The organism is Achromobacter marplatensis, assembly GCF_002209535.1.
GTDB classification, from domain to species: domain Bacteria; phylum Pseudomonadota; class Gammaproteobacteria; order Burkholderiales; family Burkholderiaceae_B; genus Achromobacter; species Achromobacter marplatensis.
In genome coordinates, this window is sequence record NZ_NJIG01000010.1 from 109,265 (window position 1) to 130,272 (window position 21,008).

The following is a 21,008-nucleotide window of genomic DNA, read 5'->3' on the forward strand; positions in this document are numbered from 1 at the left end:
TTCCTGCCATGACGACCGTAAGCCCCCCCGACGATATCTACTGGATGCGACGCGCCCTGGCGCTGGCAGACCGCGTGCTGTTCACGACGGCGCCCAACCCCCGGGTCGGTTGCGTCATCGTGCGCGACGGGCGTGTGCTGGGCGAAGGGGCGACCCAGCCGCCCGGCGGTCCGCACGCCGAAATCTGCGCGCTGCGGGACGCCCAGCACCGTAATGAATCGGTTGAAGGCGCCACGATGTACGTCACGCTGGAGCCCTGCAGCCATTTCGGCCGCACGCCGCCTTGCGTGGACGCCGTACTGGCCGCCCGGCCGGCGCGGGTGGTCGTGGCCATCGGGGACCCGAATCCGCTCGTTAACGGGCAAGGCCTGGCGCGCTTGCGCGAGGCGGGCATCGAGGTCGTGACGGGGGTGTGCGCCGAGGAAGCGCTGGCGGTCAACGCGGGTTTCATCTCGCGTATGAGCCGGGGGCTGCCCTGGGTGTGGATGAAGATGGCGGCGTCGCTGGATGGCCGCAGCGCGCTGCATAACGGCATGTCGCAATGGATCACCGGCCCCGAGGCCCGTGCCGATGGTCACCATTGGCGCGCGCGCAGCTGCGTGGTGCTGACGGGCATGGGCACCGTGCTGAAGGACGATCCGCAACTCAATGTGCGTGGGGTGGACACGCCGCGCCAGCCGCGCAAGGCAGTGGTGGATGGCCGTTTCGAGATCCCGGAGGGCGCCCGCCTGTTCGATGGCGCCGAAGTGATCGTCTTCACCGCCCGCGAAGACGCGGCCAAGGTAGCCCGCCTGGCCGACAAGAACGCGCGCGTGGTGGTGCTGCCGGCCCAAGCGCCGGATCGCGTGGACCTGCCGGCCATGATGCGCTGGTTCGCCCAGGAGCAGTTCAACGAAGTCCATGTGGAGGCGGGGGCGGGCCTGTCGGGCGCGCTGGTTGCCGCGGGCTGCGTGGATGAACTGCTGCTGTATCTGGCGCCCGTCCTGCTGGGCGATGCGGCGGGCATGGTGCGCCTGCCCATGCTGGAACACCTGGACGCCGCCCAGCGCTACGAAATCATCGACGCCGCGCGGCTGGGCGCCGACATGCGCTTGCGCGCCAGGGTGCCTGGCACCTGGCGGCAATTGATGCAGCGCGTGGCGCTGCCGGCGCTGGCTTAGGCTTGGCCGTCCGCCTTGCGCCGGCGGGGCGCCGCGCAGTGGCGCCATGCGAAGACGCAGGCGCCGCCCGCGACAATCATCAGCAGCCCGGCGGCCAGCAGCAGCTCGCCGTGATCGCGGCGCAAGCGTTCCCATGCCTTCCACGCCTGCGTGTAATGGAACCAGGCCGCCGCCTGGAAGTCCGGTGCGGGGCACTCCCGCCCGAACGTCGTGCTGAAAGGCACCTGGGCGCCTTGCTCTACATAACGCTGATACACCGTCTGGGCGCGTTCGGGCGAGTCGTCGATGATGTAGCGGGTGCCTTGGCAAAGCACGGCGGCGAACGCCTGTGAACGGTTCGGCAGCAGCGCCGCCGATTGCAGCGCATGGTCGGTTGCGACCTGCCGATAGTGAAAGCGCACATACGGCTTGGCTTCGCTGGCGGCGAAGCGCATGCGTTCTTCGGGTGTCACCAGCGGCCCGGGCAGGGCCGCCTCCGCACGCTGCGCCGGCGTGTCTTGCGGCGGTTGATTGCCGCCATCCGCGTTTTGACGCCACGGTTCGGGACTGCGGCCCGCGCCATAGGTGTAGTTGCCGTCGTACACCGCAAAGTCGGGATCCTGCTCGTAGCCCATGATTTCCAGGCCATGGCGACGGGCCAGTTGCGCGGCCTTGAACCAGGCTTCTGCCCGCGCCGTGCGGCCCCAGGCGCTGCCGGCTTGTTGCAGGGCGGCCGTGTATTGGACGGCGTGCCGATGGCTGCTGGACGGCGTGACGCGCCACGCTCCGGCGGCGTCATACGCCAGGGTGGCGAAGCGGGCGTCGGCGTCTTGCGGGAAGTAGGCCAGGGCCTGATCCATGCGGCCTTCGCGCATCAAGCGGCGCGCCAGTAGCGCGCGCAGGCGGTCCCCATCGGCGATCGGATGCTTCACCATCCAGTCGTAGAAGCGCTGGTAGTCGAACTGCGCGAAGCCGGCCGGGGCGGGCAGTACGGCTGAGGCCGGCACCTGCTGGTCCACATAGGTCTTGAGTTCGTCCGTCGTCAACACGCGTTCCGCGACATAGGCCGCATCGTTCCAGTATGGCGACATCGGCCAGCCTTCTTCCTGGGTGTCGGCGGCCGCCGCCGGCAGCGAGGCATGCAGCAGCAGGTCCAACGCCTCTATATATTGGCCGCGGGACAGCGCCAGCACCCCTTGTTCGGCCTTCAGCCGGGCCATGCCCGAGGCTTCAAGACCGGTGTCCGTGGCGGTCGGAAACGCGCTCGCGGCGCGCGCATAGGCTTGCGCCGCCGCAGCCATGTCCCCCTGGCGGATCGCCAGTTTGGCGCGCACCCACCAGGCAAGCGGCGTGTCGAGCCGGCTGGCCAGGCCTTGCGCCAGATCGTAGTGGCCCACGCGATAGGCCAGCGCGGCCACGCGATCGGCGTCCTGGATGCGGCTCACGTCCTGCTTGGCCAGCGCCGCCGCCAGCGTTTGCAGCGCGGGGTTGGGCGTGACGTTGCCCGCGCCCGCTCCGGCATCGGCGTAGCCGCGCTGCCCGTTCAGATCGAACGTGGCGAACATGTCGAACGCGCTGTCGGGGTTGCCGTCCACGATATCGCCCACTCTGGCGAGCGCATAGGCGACCAGCAGCCGTTGCGCGACGGGGTCATCGATCAGCCGGCTGGCGCGCACTGGTGTCGCCAACGCCCAGCTTGCGATGAGGCGCAGCGACGCCATGCCGCTGCCCGAACCGCGCGCTGCCTGCTCCGCATACAGGCGGATCGCCTGTTTCAATGCGGGGGCGGCAATGGCGTCGGGGCACGCCGTCGCGGCCAGGAAATCCTCGGCCGTGCACGTTCCCTGGGATCCATTGAGCAGCAGGCGGGCCTCCTGGCCGTAGCTGGCGACCGCCAGGCCCAGCGGATCTGGCGCGCCCTTTTGCGCCAGCTGACGCACGCGCGCATACGCGGCGGATGAGCCGTTGGGCGTGGCGACTGCCGCGTCCCCTGTTTCGCCGGCCCCGATTTCAGCCAACATATAAGCGGCCCAGACGCTGCGCGCAGCCCCTTGGCGTTCGGGCAACGCCAGGATGTCGAGCAAACGCGCTCGGGCTCGCGCCAGCGCCGCGTCGGCATCGGCGGGCGCGCCGGATCGGATGTCGACCGCCGCGGCGGCGTACAAGCGGATGGCGTCGGGCAGGCCATCGCCCGCCGCATAAGCCTGATCGCCGTCGGGCATCGCCCGCATCGCACGGACGGTAGCGCGTTGCGCGGCGTTGAGCGCGGGGTCGAAGTCTTCCGGAATGGCGTCTTGCCGGTAGCTGCCGTCGGGCAATGCCGCCGATTCCTGCGCCCGCAGCGCGTCGGCGGGCGCAACCAGGCGCGTCACCTCGAAGCTGAAGGAGTTGGCTGGCGTGCTCCTCAAGGTGCCGGTCCGGTCGTCCAGCAACTGCGCCGGAAAGTCCGGACCGCAAGCCACAGCAATGCCTGCGCCGACAGCGCACGCCAACAAGGTCAGGCGGATGATCGATCTACGGTTGTACATGGAAGGTGGTGGGTGGGGTTTCACAGCGTATCCAGCCGATAGGGCGTTGACCGCCCGCGCGCAGCAGGCCGTCTTGCGCGCGGCGCAGGTAGAGCCCCGCGCCGTCGCGTTCCAGCGTGTAGCCGTTGATGCCGTCCGCGCCGCGGCAAACGCCGTTCCAACGGACGATGAAGGGCAGCGCGCCGTCGGCGTTGCCGGTATTGGAAAGCACCAGGTCCTGCGTGCCGCCGCCATCGGCGATCGCTTGCGCGCCGACGTGCAGCTTGGGTTGCAGCGCTTGGCGCAACAGCACGGCGCGCCAGGTGGCCAGGCTCCAGGCGCGTTCGTCGCGCGCGGTGGGCAGCCGGAACCAGACGATGCCGGCCAGGCCGCGCGGGCGCGATTGATGGATCTGGTCGACAAAGGCCGCCATGGCGGCCGGCGTCACGACAAGCTCCGTGGCCCGGCCGCCCGGCTGCAGCGCGGGACGTTCGCTTTCGATGGCCGCCACGTTGCCGTCTTCATCCCAGGCGACACGGCTGCCGTAAGTGGGCAACGCCACGCGCCAGGGCTTTTGGGTGCGGTCCGCAAAGGCGTTTAACCATGCGTGCGCGCGTTTGGCGTCGAACAGGCCTTGCGTGGGGTTCAACACCGCATGCACCTGCAGCACCGATTCATCGGGCACCTTGAGCAAGGCGTCCAGTTCGGGGCTGTTGAGCCACGTGGGCAGCGCGGTGATCGACAAGGCGCTGTCCGGGCCCAGGCGGCGTTTCAATGCGGCGAGGAAGTCCCGGTAAGCCGGCAGTTTCGACGTGGCGCAGTCGTAATCGATTTCAACGCCCGCCACCGTGATGCCGGCGTGGCGCCATGCCTGGCGCGCCGCGGCGATCCGCGTCGCCGTGCCTTCCGCGTTCAACGCATCGACCCGGCCATCCAGCCGCCACACCATGACGACCGGACGACGGGCCGCGGCCAGGGCGTTCAGGTCCGGCGCGGCATCGAACCATCGGCCGTCAGCGCTCATTTCTGCGATCAGCACGCGCCACGCCTGCACGGCGTCGGCGCCGCCGGACAAGGCTTCCTGCACGGCTGGCGTCCACTGGCGCTGCCAGACATAAGCATCGTTGGACAGGTCGGGCGGGGGCTTTCCGCAAGCGCTCAACGTCAGCAACAGGGCTGCGAAACCGATGGCGGCGCCGCGTTGAACCGCCGCTTTCGCAGGGTTCAGAATCAGGCCCAAGGCTTGCCGCAAGCGGAGCAACATGACGCAGCGTCGGAAAATCGCGTGTTCAGGTCAACGCGGAGTGCGTCGAGATGCGTGATTCTATTCGTTGAAGGCGATGCGCGTTTGCTTGGCTGCGGCAACCATCGCGCGAAGTATCCGCGTTCGCGCAAGGGGTACTAGCACTCGGCATGTGCGGCTGCTAATTGTGCGATTGAAACCGCGCGAAATGCCTTTCTCAGCGCATCCGCGCCGCATGCGGCATGGCGATCGCATCAAGTTTGCGAGCGATTCGCACACAGGTTTTTTCATGGCGAAAACCCTCATCACTATTTTGGCCGATGCGTCAAATGAATTGCCACAAAACGGTCAATTGGCTTTAGCATAGGGTCATGACTTGGCGCTACGTGCTAACGGCCTTCACCGCACGGTGCTACGCGCCCACGTCACCACGGATTCCCGTGCCGCGATATCGGCGCTTTTCACGACCGAACCGGCACGCTGCTGAACAAGGACGCCAAGGCGCTGTTCAGACCGTCCGCTGCCATCGCATAGCGGGCGCATCGGGTTTACGCCCGAATCATAAGAATCCACCGGGATATCGCTCATCCCTTCAAATGATTGCTGACCATTTCATGTGCGGCCGCGGTAAGCGTGCTCGCCATAGCAATATGCTGAAGGCATGCCCGATAACTTCTTCACGTAAGTTGCATTCCCTGACGGAACTTGTATCTGCGGGATGCGGCCTAAATGGAAAGGGCCCCGATCGTGCTTCATGGTTGCTGTGTGGCGAAAGCAACATAACACCTGGCCGACAATGCTTATCGCTAGTTTGTCTAGTAATGCGCAGGCACTGAGGCACAATGGGGACACGTAGGGACGTACTGAATTTTTCGCGTGTTGTAGGAGGTTTCCGTGCAAAACATCGTCGAAGGCTTCAAGTCGCAGTATGCAAAAGAGCAGGAGTCAGAGCTTTCCCTTGAGGAATATCTGAACCTCGCTAAACGCGATCCCATGGCGTACGCCAGCCCCGCTGAGCGCATGCTGGCGGCGATTGGCGAACCCGAAATCGTGGATACGCGCAACGACCCACGTCTTTCCCGTTTGTTTTCCAACCGGACCATCCGGCGCTATCCGGCGTTCCAGGAGTTCTACGGCATGGAGGACGTGATCGGCCAGATCGTCGCGTTCTTCAAACACGCCGCACAGGGGCTGGAAGAGCGCAAGCAAATCCTTTATCTGCTGGGACCGGTGGGCGGCGGCAAGTCGTCCATCGCGGAACGGCTCAAGGCCTTGATGGAAAGCTATCCCATCTATGCCTTGAAGGGTTCGCCCGTCAACGAAACGCCCCTGGGTCTGTTCCATCCGGAACGCTTCGGCGACACGCTTGAAAAGGAATACGGCATTCCGCGGCGCTACCTGAGCGGCATCATGTCGCCCTGGGCCGTCAAGCGCCTGAAGGAATTCGACGGGGACATCTCGCAGTTCCGTGTCGTGCGCCTGAATCCGTCGGTGCTGCGCCAGGTCGCCATCGCCAAGACCGAGCCGGGCGACGAAAACAACCAGGACATCTCGTCGCTGGTCGGCAAGGTCGACATCCGCAAGCTGGACCGCCATTCGCAAGACGATCCGGACGCCTACAGCTATTCCGGCGGACTGTGCCTGGCCAACCAGGGGCTGCTTGAGTTCGTGGAAATGTTCAAGGCCCCGATCAAGATGCTGCACCCGCTGCTGACGGCAACCCAGGAAGGCAACTTCAAGGGCACGGAGGGTTTCTCCGCGATTCCGTTCAACGGCGCGATCCTGGCCCACTCGAACGAGTCCGAATGGCAGACCTTCCGCAACAACAAGCACAACGAGGCTTTTCTTGACCGGATCTATATCGTCAAGGTGCCTTACTGCTTGCAGGTGTCCGAAGAAGTCCGCATCTACGAAAAGCTGCTGCATCACAGCTCGCTGTCGGCCGCCCCGTGCGCGCCGGGAACGCTGGACATGATGGCGCAGTTCTCGGTGCTGACCCGCCTGAAGGAACCCGAGAACTCCAGCATCTATTCAAAGCTGCGCGTCTACGATGGCGAAAGCCTGAAGGACGTGGACCCGAAGGCCAAGGCCTTGCAGGAATACAAGGACTACGCCGGCACGGACGAAGGCATGAACGGGGTTTCTACGCGTTTCGCGTACAAGATCCTGTCCAGCGTCTTCAACTACGACCAGACGGAAGTGGCCGCCAACCCGGTGCACCTGATGTATGTGCTTGAGCAACGGATCGGGCGCGAGGACTACCCCGAGGAAATCCGCCGGCGCTATCTGGAGTTCATCAAGGGCTTCCTGGCGCCGCGTTATGCGGAATTCATCGGCAAGGAAATCCAGACCGCGTACCTGGAGTCGTACTCCGAGTACGGCCAGAACATCTTTGACCGCTACGTGACGTTTGCCGATTGCTGGATCCAGGACGAAGAGTTCCGCGATCCTGAAACCGGCGAAAGCTTCGATCGCAGCGCCTTGAACGACGAACTGGAGAAGATCGAAAAGCCGGCGGGCATCGCCAACCCGAAGGACTTCCGCAACGAGATCGTGAACTTCGTGCTGCGGGCGCGCGCCAACAACAATGGCCGCAACCCGACGTGGACCAGCTATGAAAAGCTGCGCGAAGTGATCGAGAAGAAGATGTTCTCGAACACGGAAGACCTGCTGCCGGTGATTTCGTTCAACGCCAAGGCCTCGGCCGAGGACAAGTCCAAGCATCAGAGCTTCGTGGATCGGATGGTTGAAAAGGGTTACACGGAAAAGCAGGTCCGACTGCTGTGCGAGTGGTATCTCCGTGTGAGGAAGTCTTCCTGAGCGAGGTGAATCATGAATTCACTGATCGATCGCCGTCTTAACGGGCGCAATAAAAGCGCCGTCAATCGTGAGCGCTTTTTGCGGCGCTACAAGGACCAGATCCGCAAAGCGGTTCACGGGATGATCCGTGACCGCTCGATTCAGGATATGGATCAAGGCGGAGAGATCAACCTGCCCGCCCGAGATATTTCCGAGCCGACGTTCCGGCACGGGTCGGGCGGCGACCGCGAGATGGTGCACCCTGGCAATCGTGAATTCGCCAAGGGCGACACCATCGACCGGCCGCAGGGCGGGCAAGGCGAGGGCGGGTCCGAGCCCGGCGAAGGCGAATCGGTAGACCAGTTCACCTTCAGCCTGTCGCGGGCCGAATTCCTGAACCTGTTCTTCGAGGATCTGGAACTGCCGCATCTGGCGCGCAACCAGCTGGGTGAAGTCAGCCAGAAGAAATGGCAGCGCGCGGGCTACACCACGACCGGCTCGCCCAGCATGTTGAGCATCAGCCGCACGCTCAAGTCGTCCTTGGCGCGGCGGGTGGCGCTGAACGTGAAGGCGCGCGCCGATCTTGAAGACGCCGAAGAGGCGCTGGCCAAGGCCCGTGCGGCGGGTGCGCCCGCCGCCGAGATCCGCACGCTGGAACAGGACGTCGAGGACTGCCGCGAGCGCCTTGCCCGCGTGCCGTTCCTGGACGACCTGGACCTGCGCTACCGCAACCGGGTCTCGGTCGCCATTCCGATGGCGCGCGCGGTCATGTTCTGCCTGATGGACGTGTCCGGTTCCATGGACGAAGGCAAGAAGGACCTGGCCAAGCGCTTCTTCACGCTGCTGTACCTGTTCTTGTCGCGCAAGTACGAGCACGTGGATCTGGTCTTCATCCGCCACACGGACAACGCCGAGGAAGTCGACGAGCAGACGTTCTTCTACGACCCCAAGAGCGGCGGCACCATCGTGCTGTCCGCGCTGGAGCTGATGCGCGAGATCCTGGAAAAGCGCTATCCGCCCGCGGCCTGGAACGTTTACGCGGCGCAAGCCAGCGACGGCGATTCGTTCGGTGCCGACGCCGGCAAGAGCGCGCGCTTCCTGGCCGAGCATCTGCTGCCGTCGACCCGTTATTTCGCCTATATCGAAATTCCCGACTCGCAAGAGGCTCGCAAGAGCAGCCTGTGGGCGGAGTATGAACAGAAGCTGGAGCCGCATTTCGTCATGCGGCGCATCTGCGACCGCGGCGAGATCTTCCCCGTGTTCCATGACCTGTTCAAGAAGGAAACCGCATGAATGCCATCGTGGGTGCTCTCGTGGAGCCGGCATCGGCCAGCGGCGCGCGGCCGATTTCCCAAGGTTCCGAATGGACGTTCGAACTGATCCAGTCCTATGACGAAGCGATCTCCAAGGTCGCGGCGGAATTCGGGCTGGACACCTATCCGAACCAGATCGAGGTGATCACCTCGGAACAGATGCTGGACGCCTATGCGTCGGCGGGCCTGCCCATCGGCTATCCGCATTGGTCGTACGGCAAGGAATTCATCCGCAACGAGCAATACTACCGCCGCGGCATGCAGGGGCTGGCGTACGAGATCGTCATCAACTCCAACCCTTGCATCGCCTACCTCATGGAAGAGAATTCCATGACGATGCAGGCGCTGGTGATCGCGCATGCGTGCTACGGGCACAACTCGTTCTTCAAGGGCAACTACCTGTTCCGCCAATGGACGGACGCAGACGGCGTGCTGGACTACCTGGTGTTCGCGCGCAAGTACGTGATGTCCTGCGAAGACCGCTACGGTATCGACGCGGTGGAGGCGCTGCTGGACTCGTGCCACGCGCTGTCGCACCACGGGGTCGACCGCTACAAGCGCCCGACGCCCATGTCGTTCAAGGGCGAGGCCGCGCGCCAGGCCGAGCGCCAGGAACACGCCCGGCTGCAATACAACGACCTGTGGCGTACCTTGCCGCGCCTGGAAGCCGACAAGGACACACGCGCCGAAGCAGCCGTGTTCCCGCCCGAGCCCGAAGAGAACCTGCTGTACTTCATCGAGAAGTATTCGCCCAAGCTTGCTCCATGGCAGAAGGAACTGGTGCGCATCGTGCGCAAGGTTGCCCAGTACTTCTACCCGCAGTCACAGACCAAGGTCATGAACGAAGGCTGGGCTACGTTCTGGCACTACACCATCCTGAACCGCCTGCACGAGAAGGGCTTGGTGGACGACGGCTTCATGATGGAGTTCCTGCAAAGCCACACCAACGTCGTCAGCCAGCGCGGATTTGACGAACGCGGCTATGGCGGCATCAACCCCTATGCGCTGGGCTTTGCGATGATGTCGGACATCCGCCGCATCTGCGAGGCGCCGACGCCCGAGGACCGCAAGTGGTTCCCGGACATTGCCGGCAGCGACTGGGGCAAGACGCTGGACTTCGCCATGCGCAACTTCAAGGATGAGTCCTTCATCTCGCAATACCTGTCGCCGCGCCTGATCCGTGAATTCCGCTTCTTCGCGATCTCGGACCATCAGGCCAATCCCAAGCTGGAAGTGGCCGCCATCCACAACGACGAAGGCTACCGCGACATCCGCCGCCTGCTGGCCGCGCAGCACAACCGCGACAACCAGGTGCCGGATATCCAGGTGGTGCGCTTCAACCGCGATTCCGACCGGTCGCTCGTGCTGCGCCATCTGAAGAGCCGCGGCCGGCCGCTGGCCGGCGACGATGCCGAGCAGGTGATGAAGCACTTGGCGCGCCTGTGGGGCTTCAAGGTGCGGTTGGAAGAAACCGAGCCGGACGGCACCGTCAGTTCATATCGCGAGCAAGAGGCGCCAGCCTCCACCTGAGGGCGGGGCAAGGCAAAGGGACGCCCAGTGCGTCCCTTTTTCTTTGGCGACTTGTGGTGGCCGCCCGGATTCTGCTAGAATCGCGGATTCGCAAATTTCGTAGTGGTGTTTCTGACCCGCTTCGACGTGAGCAATTAGGACAGGTGGCCGAGCGGTTGAAGGCGCACGCCTGGAAAGCGTGTATACGTCAAAAGCGTATCGGGGGTTCGAATCCCCCTCTGTCCGCCAAAAATAAATAAAAGCCCCTGACTTCGAAAGAAGTCAGGGGCTTTTTGTTTGCTGCCGTGTAAACCTGGAAAATGCGGGCGTGGATAGCGCGGGCGGCGCTCGCGATAGAGCGCATGCGCTGATCAGGCGCCCCGGATTTTGCGCGAAAACATCACGCTGACGGATTGTTCGGCCGTTTGCTTGAGCGTCACGTCCGCGCCCGGACGGTCAAGCTTGAGGGCACCCAGCCCCAGCACCCACAACGGCCCGATGAGTGGTATCGCGCCGATGATGTCGTGGTGCAGGTTCAAGAAGGGATTGGCGGGTTCATGCAGGTACCGGCAGGTCAGTCCCGCCTGGGCGATCACTGCCTGCGCGCGTTGCAGCGTGCCAGCCATGTCCACGACGTTCTCAAGGAAAAAGTTCTCGCGCCGGCCAAGCAATGCATCCAGTTGATCATCGCTTAGCGTGTTCAGGAAGTAGGTACGCGCGAAAGACATGGAAGGCCGCCTTGGCTGAGTGCATCATCCGCTGATGCACGTCATGCTACCTAAAACTGTGCGCAATGAATTCATCGGAACGTCTCCAGTCTGTCATATCGGTCTCGTAATCTCTCAGCCGTTCGTCAGCAAACTTTCAGCCAGCTGACAAATTGCTTGCCGTTTAGCCCTCAAACATAGAGATCCCAATGTCCTACCTGACAGACAAGTTGCGCGCGCCCTCCCGTGAAGCCCGAGGGGAAGTGACCGTTCCCGGCCAGATGTTCGATGAGATCATCGCCGCCAATCCCACCCGTCGTACATTGTTGAAGAACAGCTTTGGGCTGTCCGTCCTGTCGGTGTTCGGCGTGACCGCACTGGCCGGCTGTAGCAGCGATGACGATGATGGCGACGACACGGCTGCGCCGCCGGAACAACCCACGCCCGAGACGCCTGTCCCGACGCCTGAGCCGGGTCCGGACTATTCCGTCACGTTCAAGCCGCTGGGAGACAAGATCGTGGCCGACACGGTCACGGTTCCCGAAGGTTATGTGGCCGAAGTGTTGTATTCGGCTGGCGACAAGTGTGTGATCGGGTCGGCCGGTTATCTGGGCGTGCCGCAGTCGTACCCGGCCACCGAGACCCAGGCCGGCGGCCAGCACGACGGCATGCATTTCTATGCGCTGGACGGGGTGGATCCCAACCAGGGCGGCCTGCTGGTGCTGAACCACGAGAGCCTCGACAACAGCACGCTGGACGTGTCCGTTGAAGGGGTGAAAACCCGCCTGTCCAACGTGGGCGTATCGGTCGTGGAGATCGCGCGCGACAAGGATGGCAAGTGGGCGGTCAAGGCCGATTCCCGCTACAACAAGCGCTATACCGGCAACACCGTCTACAACGTGAGCGGCCCGGCCGCCTCGGTCGTGGGCGCGACGGTGGTGGGCACGTTGAACAACTGCGCCAGCGGCAATACGCCGTGGGGCACCTACCTGACCTGCGAAGAGACGACCGACAATTACCTGGATCCGACGCAGCCCGAGAACGGCTACGGTTGGGTGGTCGAGATTGATCCCAGCACGCCGGGCTCGACGGCCGTCAAGTGCACGGCGATGGGCCGCTTCGACCACGAGAACACGGCCTTCATGGTCGACGAGAACAACCGCGTCGCGTTCTACATGGGCGACGACGGCACGCCGGGCTGCATCTACAAGTTCGTGCCCAGCAAGCCCTTTGACGCGGCCAATCGCGCCAACAACAGCAAGCTGCTCGACGAAGGCACGCTGTACGCAGCGCGCTTCAACGATGATGGCAGCGGCAACTGGGTGGAACTGGCGGTGGGTAAGAACAACCTGATCGTGGGCGCCATCGATCCGGGCAACTACACGCAGGTGCGTCCGACCGACGTCCCCACCAATACGCTGATCGACTTCAACAGCCAGGCCGACGTGCTCATCAACACCAAGGCGGCTGCCCGGGTGGCGGGCGCGACGCTGATGGACCGCCCCGAGTGGATCACGGTGGGCGTGGACAAGACGGTCTATTGCACGCTGACCAACAACAGCAGCCGCCGCCGCACCAGCGCCGCCAATCCGCGCGTGACCAACCGCCACGGCCACATCGTGCGCTGGAAAGAGCGCGGCGATTCGCCGCTGGCCACCACGTTCGAATGGGAACTGCTGCTCCTGGCTGGCCAGGACGCGGCGGACGGCGCGGCATCGAACATCACCGGCAACATCAAGGGCGACGAGTTCTCCAGCCCGGACGGCATCCGCGTGGACCCGAAGGGGCGCCTGTGGGTGCAGACCGATGCCGGCACCGGCACGGACGTCACCAATATCTTCGGCAATAACTCGATGTACTACATCGACCAGAAGACGGGCGAGTCCAAGCGTTTCCTGGTGGGGCCGCTGGGTTGCGAGATCACCGGCATCGCTTATACGCCGGACCTGACGACGTTCTTCATCAACATCCAGCATCCCAACAAGGACTGGAATACGGTGCGGGCGGGCGGCGGTGATGCGCGGTCGGCGACCGTGGTGGTGCGCCGCCAGGATGGCAAGCCGGTAGGCGCCTGACGGACGGCGACCTGGAAGGCGGGACGGAGGTATCGCACCGGCTTTCCAGGCCGCTTGCGGGTGGCGCCCCAACGGGGTTCCATCGCGCCCGCCAGGTTTGATTTACTCTCTGGAATATCGACAATCATTTTCCTGACGGCTGCGGCGTGCTGCGGCAGCCGTCGGCATTCCGGAGAAGGCCATGGCCAAGATCACCATCGATTTCGTGTCCGACGTGGCGTGCCCCTGGTGCGCGGTGGGCCTGGGCGGGCTGCTGGAAGCCATGCGCCGGCTGGAAGGCACGGCGGATGTCGAACTGCGTTTCCGCCCCTTCGAGCTGAATCCCGACATGCCCGCCGGCGGGCAGAACACCATCGAGCGCCTGATGGCGAAGTACGGGTATGACCGCGAGCGCGTGCAGGCGAACCGCAAGGTCATCAGCGAACGGGCCGCCGCCGTCGGCATGCCGATGCGCATGGACGACGACAACCGTTCCTTCAATACCTTCGATGCGCATCGCCTGATCCATTGGGCCGGCCTGCAAGGCCAGGCGCAACAGATCGCGCTGAAGAAGAGCTTGCTGCAGACCTATCACTATCAAAACCGCGACACCAGCGACGCGGATGTGCTGGCGGAAGCCGCGCGCGACGCCGGCCTGGATGAAGCCGCCGCGCGCGAGCTGCTGGCTAGCGGCCGCTACGCCGACGAGGTGCGCGCCGAAGAAGAGGAATGGCGCAAGCTCGGCATCACGTCGGTGCCGTCGGTGATCATCAACGGCCAGTATCTGGTGTCAGGCGGCCAGCCGCCCGAGGCGTTCGAGCAGGCCTTGCGCCAGGTCGCGCAGGAAGGCTAGTCCGCCGCGGTGCCTGCCACCTGCACGATGGCGGCCACGTCCAGCACGTACATCTGCCGTTCGCCCTCGTGCACGGAATCGATGCATACCTGCGTGCCGTCGCGGCTCCAGCGCGGATGCAGGTCGCAGCGGTTTTCCTTGGACAGGCCCGGGTCGGCGTAGAAGCTGCCCAGCGCGTGGCGCTGACCGGTCTGCATGTCGTAGATGAACAGGATGCGTTCGTGCGTGCCGGCATCCGGATAGGTGTCGCTCAACAGCCAGCGCGGGTCGGCGGGCGAGAAGCTCATGTGCCCGTTCTCGGTCAGCACGCCTTCGCCCACGACCTGCACGCGGCCGCCCGGCGCGTCTTCATACAGGTGGTAGTGGATGCTGCCGGCATGCGGACCCCAGACGATGATGGAGTGGTCGTCGCGCCAAAGCGGATGCGAAATCTGGTATTCGGATTTCTCGTAGTCGAAGGTGCCGACGGCGGTGGGATCGAAATCGTCCGCCAGTTGCGGCAACGGATGGTCGGAACATTCCAGCAGCCGCATGTCGCTGCCGTCCGCGTTCATGGTGATCAGGCGGTGCAGGAAGCAGGTTTCGTCTTCCACGCGCTCGGTCCAGCGATGCAGGAACAGGATGCGCGACGACGACGGGTTCACTTCGATGTGGCTGACCCAGTGGATGGCGCGTTCCATCGAGGCGCGTGGGTGGAAGTTGCTCAGGTCGGCATAGCTGACCAGCAGCCGGTGCGCGCCCGTGGCCAGATCCAGCGTGTGGATGCCGTCGTCGGCCGGTGCACGCGCGACTTCGACAGGCGCATTGTCGCTATAGCCGATGGTCTGGTGGGTGAGGTAGAGCCTGCGGTAGTCCACGCACAGCGCGTAGCGGCTGTTCGGCGCGGCGACGTAGATGGGTAGCGGCAGATAGCGCGTTTGGCCGGTGACCACGTCGTGGATCGCCGAGCGCAAGCCGGGATAGAAGCCGCTGTCGTCGTCGCCACGGCAGTTGTAGATCATCTGCGGCGAGGTCGCGCCGTCCAGCCATTGCAGTTGGCAGCCCATCTGCCAGTTCCAGGCGGTCGTGGCCCCCACTACGTGATAGCGGTCGCCGTCCTCGCGGTCGAAGTAGCCCACTTCGGCGCGCAGCGACGGCGTCAGCACCGCGTCCATCATCGGCGTGCGGTTGCCCAGCACGTAGCGGCCGTCGCGGTGCCAGACGGTCTTGTTGTAGTAGCCGAAGAAGTGGTGGTGCGGGCGCGCGCCCAGACGGCGGCACGGGATGGGCGTGGCGATCATGCGGTTCATGGATGGCATTCGGGGGAAAAGGGCGGTGCCCGGGGTGGGAAGGCGCGCGGCGGCGGGCCGCCGCGCACCGGCGTCAGCCGGCGGTGATGTGTTCGGTTTCGATGACCTTGTTCCAGCGCGCCCGTTCGCGCTCGACGAACGCGCGGGCCTCGGCGGGGCTATTGCCCACGGGCGTCATGCCCAGCTTCTCCAGCCCGGCGCGGAAGGCCGGGTCGGCATAGACGCGTCGCAGGTCGGCGCTGATCTTTTCGATCAGGGCGTCTGGGACGTCGCGGCTGGCCGCCAGCGTGGTCCAGGAGGTGACCGTCAGGCCCGGCAGCCCCGCTTCCGCGGCGGTGGGCACGTCGGGCAGGGCGGGCGAGCGGGTCGCGCCCGTGATCGCCAGGGCCTTGAGCTTGTTGGCCTGGATGTAGCCGATGGTGGTGGGCACGTTCTCGAAGAGCAGTTCGATCTGCCCGCCCAGCAGGTCGTTGGTGGCGGCGGAACTGCCGCGATAGGGGATGTGCACGATGGGCGCTTGCGCAGCCATCTTGTAGAGCTCGCCCACCATGTGCACCGACGAGCCCACGCCGGCCGAGCCGAAGTGGACCGATTCGGGCTTGGCACGGGCCAGGGCGGTGAGTTCGGCCAGCGTGTTGGCCGGTAGCCCGGGCGTGGCGACCACGACGTGCGGCATTTCGGCCACGATGGTGATCACCTTCAAGTCCTGGGCGGGCCGGTAGTTCAGCGACTTGTACACCCCATAGGTCGCGTGCAGGCCGATGGAGCCCAGCAGCAGCGTGTAGCCGTCCGGCCTGGAGTCCGCCACGAACTTGCCCCCGATGTGGCCGCCGGCGCCCGGACGGTTTTCCACGACGACCGACTGCCCGTACAGCTTGCCCAGGTGCTCGGCCAAGAGGCGGCCCTGGATGTCGGAACTGCCGCCGGCGGTAAAGGGCACCACGATGCGCAGCGGGCGGTCGGGGTAGTTGGCTTGCGCCTGGGCGGCCAACGGCAACGCCGAGCCCGCGAGCGTCAGGCACAGGGCGCGCAGCGCGCGGCGCCAGGGACGGTATGGATTCATGGTCTTTCCCCTACTGGATGATGTGGGGGGCGCGTCTGATGGCACCCTTGGAAAACCGAGTGTAGGAGCGGCCATGTATTTGAAAAAATTCTTTTTTAGTCATAGGCTATGCAAGATTGCTATACATTGAATGCCTATGAGCCGGCCCCTGAACTTTCGCCAGATTGAAGCCTTCCGCGCCGTGATGCTGACCGGCACCACCACGGGCGCCGCGCAAATGCTGCGCACCACGCAGCCGTCGGTCAGCCGCCTGCTGGCGCAGGCGCAGCAGGCCTGCGGCGTGAAGCTGTTCGATCTGGAGCGGGGGCGCTTGCGCCCCACGCGTGAGGCGAAGGACTTGTTCGATACGGTCAAGCGCCACTTCGCGGGCCTGGAGCGCATCGAGGACCGCGTGGCGGCGATGCGCCGCAGCGGCACCGGCGTGCTGCGGCTGGCGTGCACGCCGGCGCTGGGGCTGGGCGTGATGCCCGCTGCGCTGGAAGCCTTCTTGCAGCAGTACCCCGATGTGCACATCAACATGCAGACCGTCGGCAGCCAGTACCTGCGCGAAGGCCTGCTGCACGGCACGTACGACGTCGTCATCACCACGGCGGAACTGGACGACGCGAACCTGTCGCTGCGCCGCTTGCACCGCAGTTCGGCGGTGTGCGTCATGCGGCCCGACCACGTACTGGCGGGGCAGGAGTCGGTCGACATCGGCGACCTGAATGCGCGCCGGCTGCTGGTGCTGAATGCGGACGACGATGTGCACCAGCAATTGCGCGGCGCCATGCGGGCGCGTGCCGTGCAGCCTCAGGGCGAAATCGAAACCACCTATTCGTCGACGATCTGCGCGCTGGCCGCAGCCGGCAGCGGCGTGGGTGTGGTCAACGCCTATATCGCGCGGGTGTTCTCCGGCCAGTTGGCGATACGGCCGTTCACGCCCCGCCTGCCCGTGCAGGTCAGCATGGCGTATCCGGCGCAGATCGCGCCGTCGGACGTGACCGAGGCGTTCGCCCACGTCCTGGAAGCGCGTTTTGCGGCGCTGGACGACGAGACCGGCCCCGACGCCCCGGCGCCGAGGCCGGTTGGATGAGCGAGGGGCTTGGCCTCAGCCCTTGCGGTTCTCGTAAGAGGTATCCAGCACGTCGTCTTCGGGCGTGATGACGCCGGGATCACCCGGCTCTTCGATGGCGCGTCCGCGTCGGGGCATGCCGGCAACCATCTTGCTCTGGTCCGGCATGGGCATGATGCCCGTGCCTTTGCGGGGATCGGGCGCCTGCGGTTTTTCCTCGGCGGCGGCGGGCTTGTCGGTGGGGGCTTCAGGGGCGGGTTTCAACATGTTGGCGACTCCGCTTGCGGGCGTCCCAGGATGGCGACGCGCCTGATTCAAGTTTCATCTTAGGCCGTCGGGCCGGCGCTGAGGCGGATTGCGATGTCACGTTTGCAAGGGGCTGTTGCAGGGACGGAACCTTATAATTCGGTTCGCGCCCGGCATGCCGGGGTCGCGCACGCCAAACCCTGACTTTTCCACTGCCAACTCCTACGCCCAACTTGACCGAATCCGTCGAACGCTCCGTCCATGCCGAACTCGTTGCCGTGCTTGTCGCCGTGACCAACGGCGAGCCTCGCGTGCTGACGACGGATGACGCACGGGCTTTGCCTGCCGGGCCGTTCGAACTGTCTCACCGGTCCTTGCAGGCCGGGCTGCGCGCGTGGGTGGAAACGCAGACGCATCACCCGCTGGGCTATGTCGAGCAGCTCTACACTTTCGCCGATGGCGACCGCTCCGACGAGTCGGGCGCGCGGGTCATGTCAGTCAGCTATCTGGGCCTGACCCGCGAAGCCGGCGAAACCGGCGTGGCGCAGGTGGGCTGGCAGGACTGGTACCGCTATTTCCCGTGGGAAGACCGCCGCGCCGGCACGCCGGCGCTGGTCGAAGAACTGATCGTGCCGCAACTGGCGGCCTGGTGCGAAGACAGCGCGGATGCGGCCGTGCGGGCCCGCCGTCATCAGCGCGCCGCCATCACCTTCGGGCTGGAAGGATCCGCCTGGAACGAAGACATGGTGTTGCAACGCTACGAGCTGCTGTTCGAAGCCGGCCTGGTGCCCGAAGCTGCGCGCCGCGGCGCAGGCCGCGCGGTGCTGCCGGGCGAGCCGATGCGCCATGACCACCGCCGCATCCTGGCCACCGGCATCGCCCGCTTGCGCGCCAAGATCAAGTACCGTCCCGTGGTGTTTGAACTGATGCCCGCGCAATTCACCTTGCTGCAGCTGCAACTGGCCGTGGAAGCGCTGGCAGGGCGAGGCCTGCACAAACAGAATTTCCGCCGTCTGATCGAGCAGCAGGCGCTGGTGGAAGAGACGGGCGAAATGGCGACGGGCACGGCCGGCCGCCCCGCCAAGCTGTTCCGATTCCGCCGCGACGTGCTGCTGGAGCGCGCGATCGCCGGCAGCAAATTGCCCCTGTCGCGTGCACTTTGACGCTTGACAAGGCTTATGCTCGTCTTTAGCATAAGTGGTGCGCAATCTCTGCGCGCCTTTTTTTAACTCACAAATACTCAAAATGAGCATTAAAGCCGAAGCGCCCGTGACCGCCTCCCGCCTGGCTGTCGCCCCCTTGCCGGACGTCCTGCTGGAGCCGCTGGTGCGCGCGGCCTTGCTGGAAGATCTGGGTCGCGCCGGCGACCTCACCACCGATGCCATCGTGCCGGCAGACGCCGTGGCGGAAACGCGCCTGGTCTCGCGCCAGGAAGGCGTGTTGGCCGGCCTGGACCTGGCCCGCCTGGCGTTTCGCGCGATGGATCCCGCTATCGCATTTACCGTATCGCAGCCCGACGGCAGCGACCTGCGGCCAGGCATGGAAATCGCCCGCATACGCGGCAATGCCCGCGCGATGCTGACCGCGGAACGCGTGGCGCTGAATTTCCTGTGCCACCTGAGCGGCGTGGCCACGGCCACCGCCTCCATTGCCCGCGCCATTTCGGCTTACGGCGCCCGCGTCACCTGCACGCGCAAGACCATGCCGGGCCTGCGCGCCGTGCAGAAGTACGCGGTGCGCGTGGGGGGCGGCAGCAACCACCGCTTCGGCCTGGATGACGCGGTCCTGATCAAGGACAACCACATCGCGCTGGCGGGTGATGTCGCCACGGCGGTGCAGCGCGCACGCGCCGGCGTCGGCCATATGGTCAAGATCGAACTGGAAGTGGACACCCTGGCGCAGCTGGAAGTGGCGCTGTCGCTGGGCGTGGACGTGGTGCTGCTGGACAACATGAGCCTGGAGGATCTGCGCCGTGCCGTCGCCATGGCGCGCGGCCGGGCCATCACGGAAGCGTCGGGCCGCATCACGCCCGAGACGGCCGCCGAGGTGGCGGCGACCGGCGTCGACCAGATCGCCGTCGGTTGGCTGACCCACAGCGCCAAGGTGCTGGATATCGGGCTGGACGCCTGATTCCTTCCGCCGGTCCCGGCCGGCTTTTTACGACACGGCGCGCCGGCTGGCGCGGCCGCGGCGCTTACAGGCCCGCATCATGAAACGTATGCTTCGATCGACTCTCCCGCTGCTTGCGCTGTCGCTGGCGGCCTGCGGCAATTCGCCTTCGGGCGAAGCCGCCGGCGACGCGTCCTATCCCACGCACCCGATCACCATCGTCGTGACGTTCCCGCCCGGCGGCGGCACCGATTTGCTGGCGCGCCGCATCGGCGCCAGCCTGCAAGAGCAACTGGGGCAGCCAGTGGTGGTGGAGAACCGCCCCGGCGCCAGCGGCAACATCGGCGCGCGCATCGTCGCGGAAGCGCCGCCCGACGGCTACACGCTGTTGATGGTGAACAGCTCGTTCGCGATCAATCCCGGGGTCTACCGGAATCTGGGCTTCGCGCCCAAGCGGGACTTCGCGGCGGTGATCAACGTGGCGTTCGTGCCGTCCGTCTTCGTGGTGCCGGCAACGTCACCGTTGCAAAAGCTGGACGACGCACTGGTTGCGGCCCAGCCGGGCAAGCCCCTGCCGTTCGCCTCCTGCGGCAACGGGACGCCGCAGCATCTGGCCGGAGAAATGCTGGCGCGCGCGACGGGCGCCGTATTGCAGCATGTGCCGTACAAGGGTTGCGGGCCGGCGTTGACCGACGTGACGGCGGGGCAGGTGGGCATGGGCATCGTCACGGCGTCCAGCGCCGCGCCGTTGATCGCCGCAGGCAAGTTGCGCGCCTTGGCGGTGACCTCACCCGCCCGGTCGCCCCTAATGCCGACCGTGCCGACGGTGGCCGAGCAGGGCGTTGCCGGTTACGCGCTGGACCAGTGGCACGGCCTGCTGACGCCGGCTGCCACGCCGCCGGCCGTGGTCGACAAGCTGAACGCCGCGGTGGCGAAGATCGTGCGCAATCCGGAGGTGCAGGCATCGCTGCGCGATCAGGGATTCACGCCGGCCAGCAGCACGCCGCGAGAATTTCAGACGATGATCAATGCCGACATCGACCGCTACACCGCGTTGACCGAATCGATCGGGCTGCGGGCGGACTGACCCGGCAGTGCGCGGGGCCAGGGTCCTGCCCCGCCT

Annotated in this window: 16 protein-coding genes and 1 tRNA gene; 11 read left to right on the forward strand and 6 right to left on the reverse strand. The window is 65.4% G+C overall.

What is annotated here, in order from left to right; all coding sequences use genetic code 11:
* The first annotated feature begins 8 nt into the window (after positions 1-8).
* Positions 9-1,160 (forward strand): bifunctional diaminohydroxyphosphoribosylaminopyrimidine deaminase/5-amino-6-(5-phosphoribosylamino)uracil reductase RibD, encoded by a 1,152-nt coding sequence (ribD, locus tag CEY09_RS22300; RefSeq protein WP_167390136.1) that lies wholly within the window; start codon positions 9-11, stop codon positions 1,158-1,160.
* Here the strand turns inward: ribD and CEY09_RS22305 are convergent.
* Both CEY09_RS22305 and CEY09_RS22310 read right to left on the reverse strand, forming a co-directional pair.
* Complete coding sequence (locus tag CEY09_RS22305) at positions 1,157-3,667, reverse strand: hypothetical protein (protein ID WP_088590309.1); 2,511 nt, start codon at positions 3,665-3,667, stop codon at positions 1,157-1,159. The two genes, ribD and CEY09_RS22305, sit on opposite strands and share 4 nt — an antisense overlap.
* Positions 3,654-4,910: a DUF3142 domain-containing protein gene (locus CEY09_RS22310; RefSeq protein WP_088590310.1), complete on the reverse strand. Its 1,257-nt coding sequence runs from the start codon at positions 4,908-4,910 to the stop codon at positions 3,654-3,656. The genes CEY09_RS22305 and CEY09_RS22310 overlap by 14 nt, the downstream gene beginning before the upstream one ends.
* 882 nt (positions 4,911-5,792) lie before the next feature.
* Here CEY09_RS22310 and CEY09_RS22315 point away from each other — a divergent pair.
* From CEY09_RS22315 to CEY09_RS22330, 4 genes are all read left to right on the forward strand, one after another.
* On the forward strand, positions 5,793-7,709 hold the full coding sequence (locus tag CEY09_RS22315; protein WP_377785558.1) for a PrkA family serine protein kinase: 1,917 nt from the start codon (positions 5,793-5,795) through the stop codon (positions 7,707-7,709).
* 12 nt (positions 7,710-7,721) lie between these two features.
* Positions 7,722-8,981, forward strand: coding sequence for a YeaH/YhbH family protein (locus CEY09_RS22320; protein ID WP_088590311.1), 1,260 nt, complete (start codon positions 7,722-7,724; stop codon positions 8,979-8,981).
* Positions 8,978-10,531, forward strand: a complete 1,554-nt coding sequence (locus tag CEY09_RS22325; RefSeq protein ID WP_006226711.1) for a SpoVR family protein — start codon at positions 8,978-8,980, stop codon at positions 10,529-10,531. The genes CEY09_RS22320 and CEY09_RS22325 overlap by 4 nt, the downstream gene beginning before the upstream one ends.
* A gap of 137 nt (positions 10,532-10,668) precedes the next feature.
* Positions 10,669-10,759 (forward strand) — tRNA-Ser (locus tag CEY09_RS22330).
* Between the two features lie 122 nt (positions 10,760-10,881).
* Here the strand turns inward: CEY09_RS22330 and CEY09_RS22335 are convergent.
* Positions 10,882-11,238, reverse strand: a complete 357-nt coding sequence (locus CEY09_RS22335; protein ID WP_088590312.1) for a hypothetical protein — start codon at positions 11,236-11,238, stop codon at positions 10,882-10,884.
* 188 nt (positions 11,239-11,426) lie between these two features.
* Here CEY09_RS22335 and CEY09_RS22340 point away from each other — a divergent pair, with 188 nt between their 5' ends.
* A complete protein-coding gene (locus CEY09_RS22340) occupies positions 11,427-13,292 on the forward strand; it encodes a PhoX family protein (RefSeq protein ID WP_088590313.1) in 1,866 nt (621 codons plus the stop codon).
* Between the two features lie 181 nt (positions 13,293-13,473).
* Positions 13,474-14,124: a DsbA family oxidoreductase gene (locus tag CEY09_RS22345; RefSeq protein ID WP_088590314.1), complete on the forward strand. Its 651-nt coding sequence runs from the start codon at positions 13,474-13,476 to the stop codon at positions 14,122-14,124.
* Here CEY09_RS22345 and CEY09_RS22350 read toward each other — a convergent pair.
* On the reverse strand, positions 14,121-15,413 hold the full coding sequence (locus CEY09_RS22350; RefSeq protein WP_088590315.1) for a TolB-like translocation protein: 1,293 nt from the start codon (positions 15,411-15,413) through the stop codon (positions 14,121-14,123). The genes CEY09_RS22345 and CEY09_RS22350 overlap by 4 nt on opposite strands.
* A 73-nt stretch (positions 15,414-15,486) precedes the next feature.
* Positions 15,487-16,476 (reverse strand): Bug family tripartite tricarboxylate transporter substrate binding protein, encoded by a 990-nt coding sequence (locus tag CEY09_RS22355; protein WP_088590316.1) that lies wholly within the window; start codon positions 16,474-16,476, stop codon positions 15,487-15,489.
* A gap of 136 nt (positions 16,477-16,612) precedes the next feature.
* Here CEY09_RS22355 and CEY09_RS22360 point away from each other — a divergent pair, with 136 nt between their 5' ends.
* Positions 16,613-17,551 carry a LysR family transcriptional regulator gene (locus tag CEY09_RS22360; protein WP_088590317.1) on the forward strand — a complete coding sequence of 313 codons (939 nt, stop codon included), beginning with the start codon at positions 16,613-16,615 and terminating at the stop codon, positions 17,549-17,551.
* A gap of 15 nt (positions 17,552-17,566) precedes the next feature.
* Here the strand turns inward: CEY09_RS22360 and CEY09_RS22365 are convergent, their stop codons facing one another.
* On the reverse strand, positions 17,567-17,797 hold the full coding sequence (locus tag CEY09_RS22365) for a hypothetical protein (RefSeq protein ID WP_088590318.1): 231 nt from the start codon (positions 17,795-17,797) through the stop codon (positions 17,567-17,569).
* 212 nt (positions 17,798-18,009) lie between these two features.
* On the opposite strand from CEY09_RS22365, the gene CEY09_RS22370 reads away from it, so the two are divergent.
* The 3 genes from CEY09_RS22370 (at position 18,010) to CEY09_RS22380 (ending at position 20,972) form a co-directional block, all read left to right on the forward strand.
* Complete coding sequence (locus CEY09_RS22370; protein ID WP_006225931.1) at positions 18,010-18,939, forward strand: NUDIX hydrolase; 930 nt, start codon at positions 18,010-18,012, stop codon at positions 18,937-18,939.
* Between the two features lie 82 nt (positions 18,940-19,021).
* Positions 19,022-19,906 carry a carboxylating nicotinate-nucleotide diphosphorylase gene (nadC, locus tag CEY09_RS22375; RefSeq protein WP_088590320.1) on the forward strand — a complete coding sequence of 295 codons (885 nt, stop codon included), beginning with the start codon at positions 19,022-19,024 and terminating at the stop codon, positions 19,904-19,906.
* A gap of 79 nt (positions 19,907-19,985) precedes the next feature.
* Positions 19,986-20,972 (forward strand): tripartite tricarboxylate transporter substrate binding protein, encoded by a 987-nt coding sequence (locus CEY09_RS22380; RefSeq protein ID WP_234818373.1) that lies wholly within the window; start codon positions 19,986-19,988, stop codon positions 20,970-20,972.
* Positions 20,973-21,008 lie beyond the last annotated feature (36 nt).

What these genes read in the sequence shown, in the direction of transcription:
- ribD (WP_167390136.1), top strand. Translation starts at nt 9, where the DNA reads ATGACGACCGTAAGCCCCCCCGACGATATCTACTGGATGCGACGCGCC.
- CEY09_RS22305 (WP_088590309.1), bottom strand. Translation starts at nt 3,667, where the DNA reads ATGTACAACCGTAGATCGATCATCCGCCTGACCTTGTTGGCGTGCGCT.
- CEY09_RS22310 (WP_088590310.1), bottom strand. Translation starts at nt 4,910, where the DNA reads ATGTTGCTCCGCTTGCGGCAAGCCTTGGGCCTGATTCTGAACCCTGCG.
- CEY09_RS22320 (WP_088590311.1), top strand. Translation starts at nt 7,722, where the DNA reads ATGAATTCACTGATCGATCGCCGTCTTAACGGGCGCAATAAAAGCGCC.
- CEY09_RS22325 (WP_006226711.1), top strand. Translation starts at nt 8,978, where the DNA reads ATGAATGCCATCGTGGGTGCTCTCGTGGAGCCGGCATCGGCCAGCGGC.
- CEY09_RS22335 (WP_088590312.1), bottom strand. Translation starts at nt 11,238, where the DNA reads ATGTCTTTCGCGCGTACCTACTTCCTGAACACGCTAAGCGATGATCAA.
- CEY09_RS22340 (WP_088590313.1), top strand. Translation starts at nt 11,427, where the DNA reads ATGTCCTACCTGACAGACAAGTTGCGCGCGCCCTCCCGTGAAGCCCGA.
- CEY09_RS22345 (WP_088590314.1), top strand. Translation starts at nt 13,474, where the DNA reads ATGGCCAAGATCACCATCGATTTCGTGTCCGACGTGGCGTGCCCCTGG.
- CEY09_RS22350 (WP_088590315.1), bottom strand. Translation starts at nt 15,413, where the DNA reads ATGAACCGCATGATCGCCACGCCCATCCCGTGCCGCCGTCTGGGCGCG.
- CEY09_RS22355 (WP_088590316.1), bottom strand. Translation starts at nt 16,476, where the DNA reads ATGAATCCATACCGTCCCTGGCGCCGCGCGCTGCGCGCCCTGTGCCTG.
- CEY09_RS22360 (WP_088590317.1), top strand. Translation starts at nt 16,613, where the DNA reads ATGAGCCGGCCCCTGAACTTTCGCCAGATTGAAGCCTTCCGCGCCGTG.
- CEY09_RS22365 (WP_088590318.1), bottom strand. Translation starts at nt 17,797, where the DNA reads ATGTTGAAACCCGCCCCTGAAGCCCCCACCGACAAGCCCGCCGCCGCC.
- nadC (WP_088590320.1), top strand. Translation starts at nt 19,022, where the DNA reads ATGAGCATTAAAGCCGAAGCGCCCGTGACCGCCTCCCGCCTGGCTGTC.
- CEY09_RS22380 (WP_234818373.1), top strand. Translation starts at nt 19,986, where the DNA reads ATGAAACGTATGCTTCGATCGACTCTCCCGCTGCTTGCGCTGTCGCTG.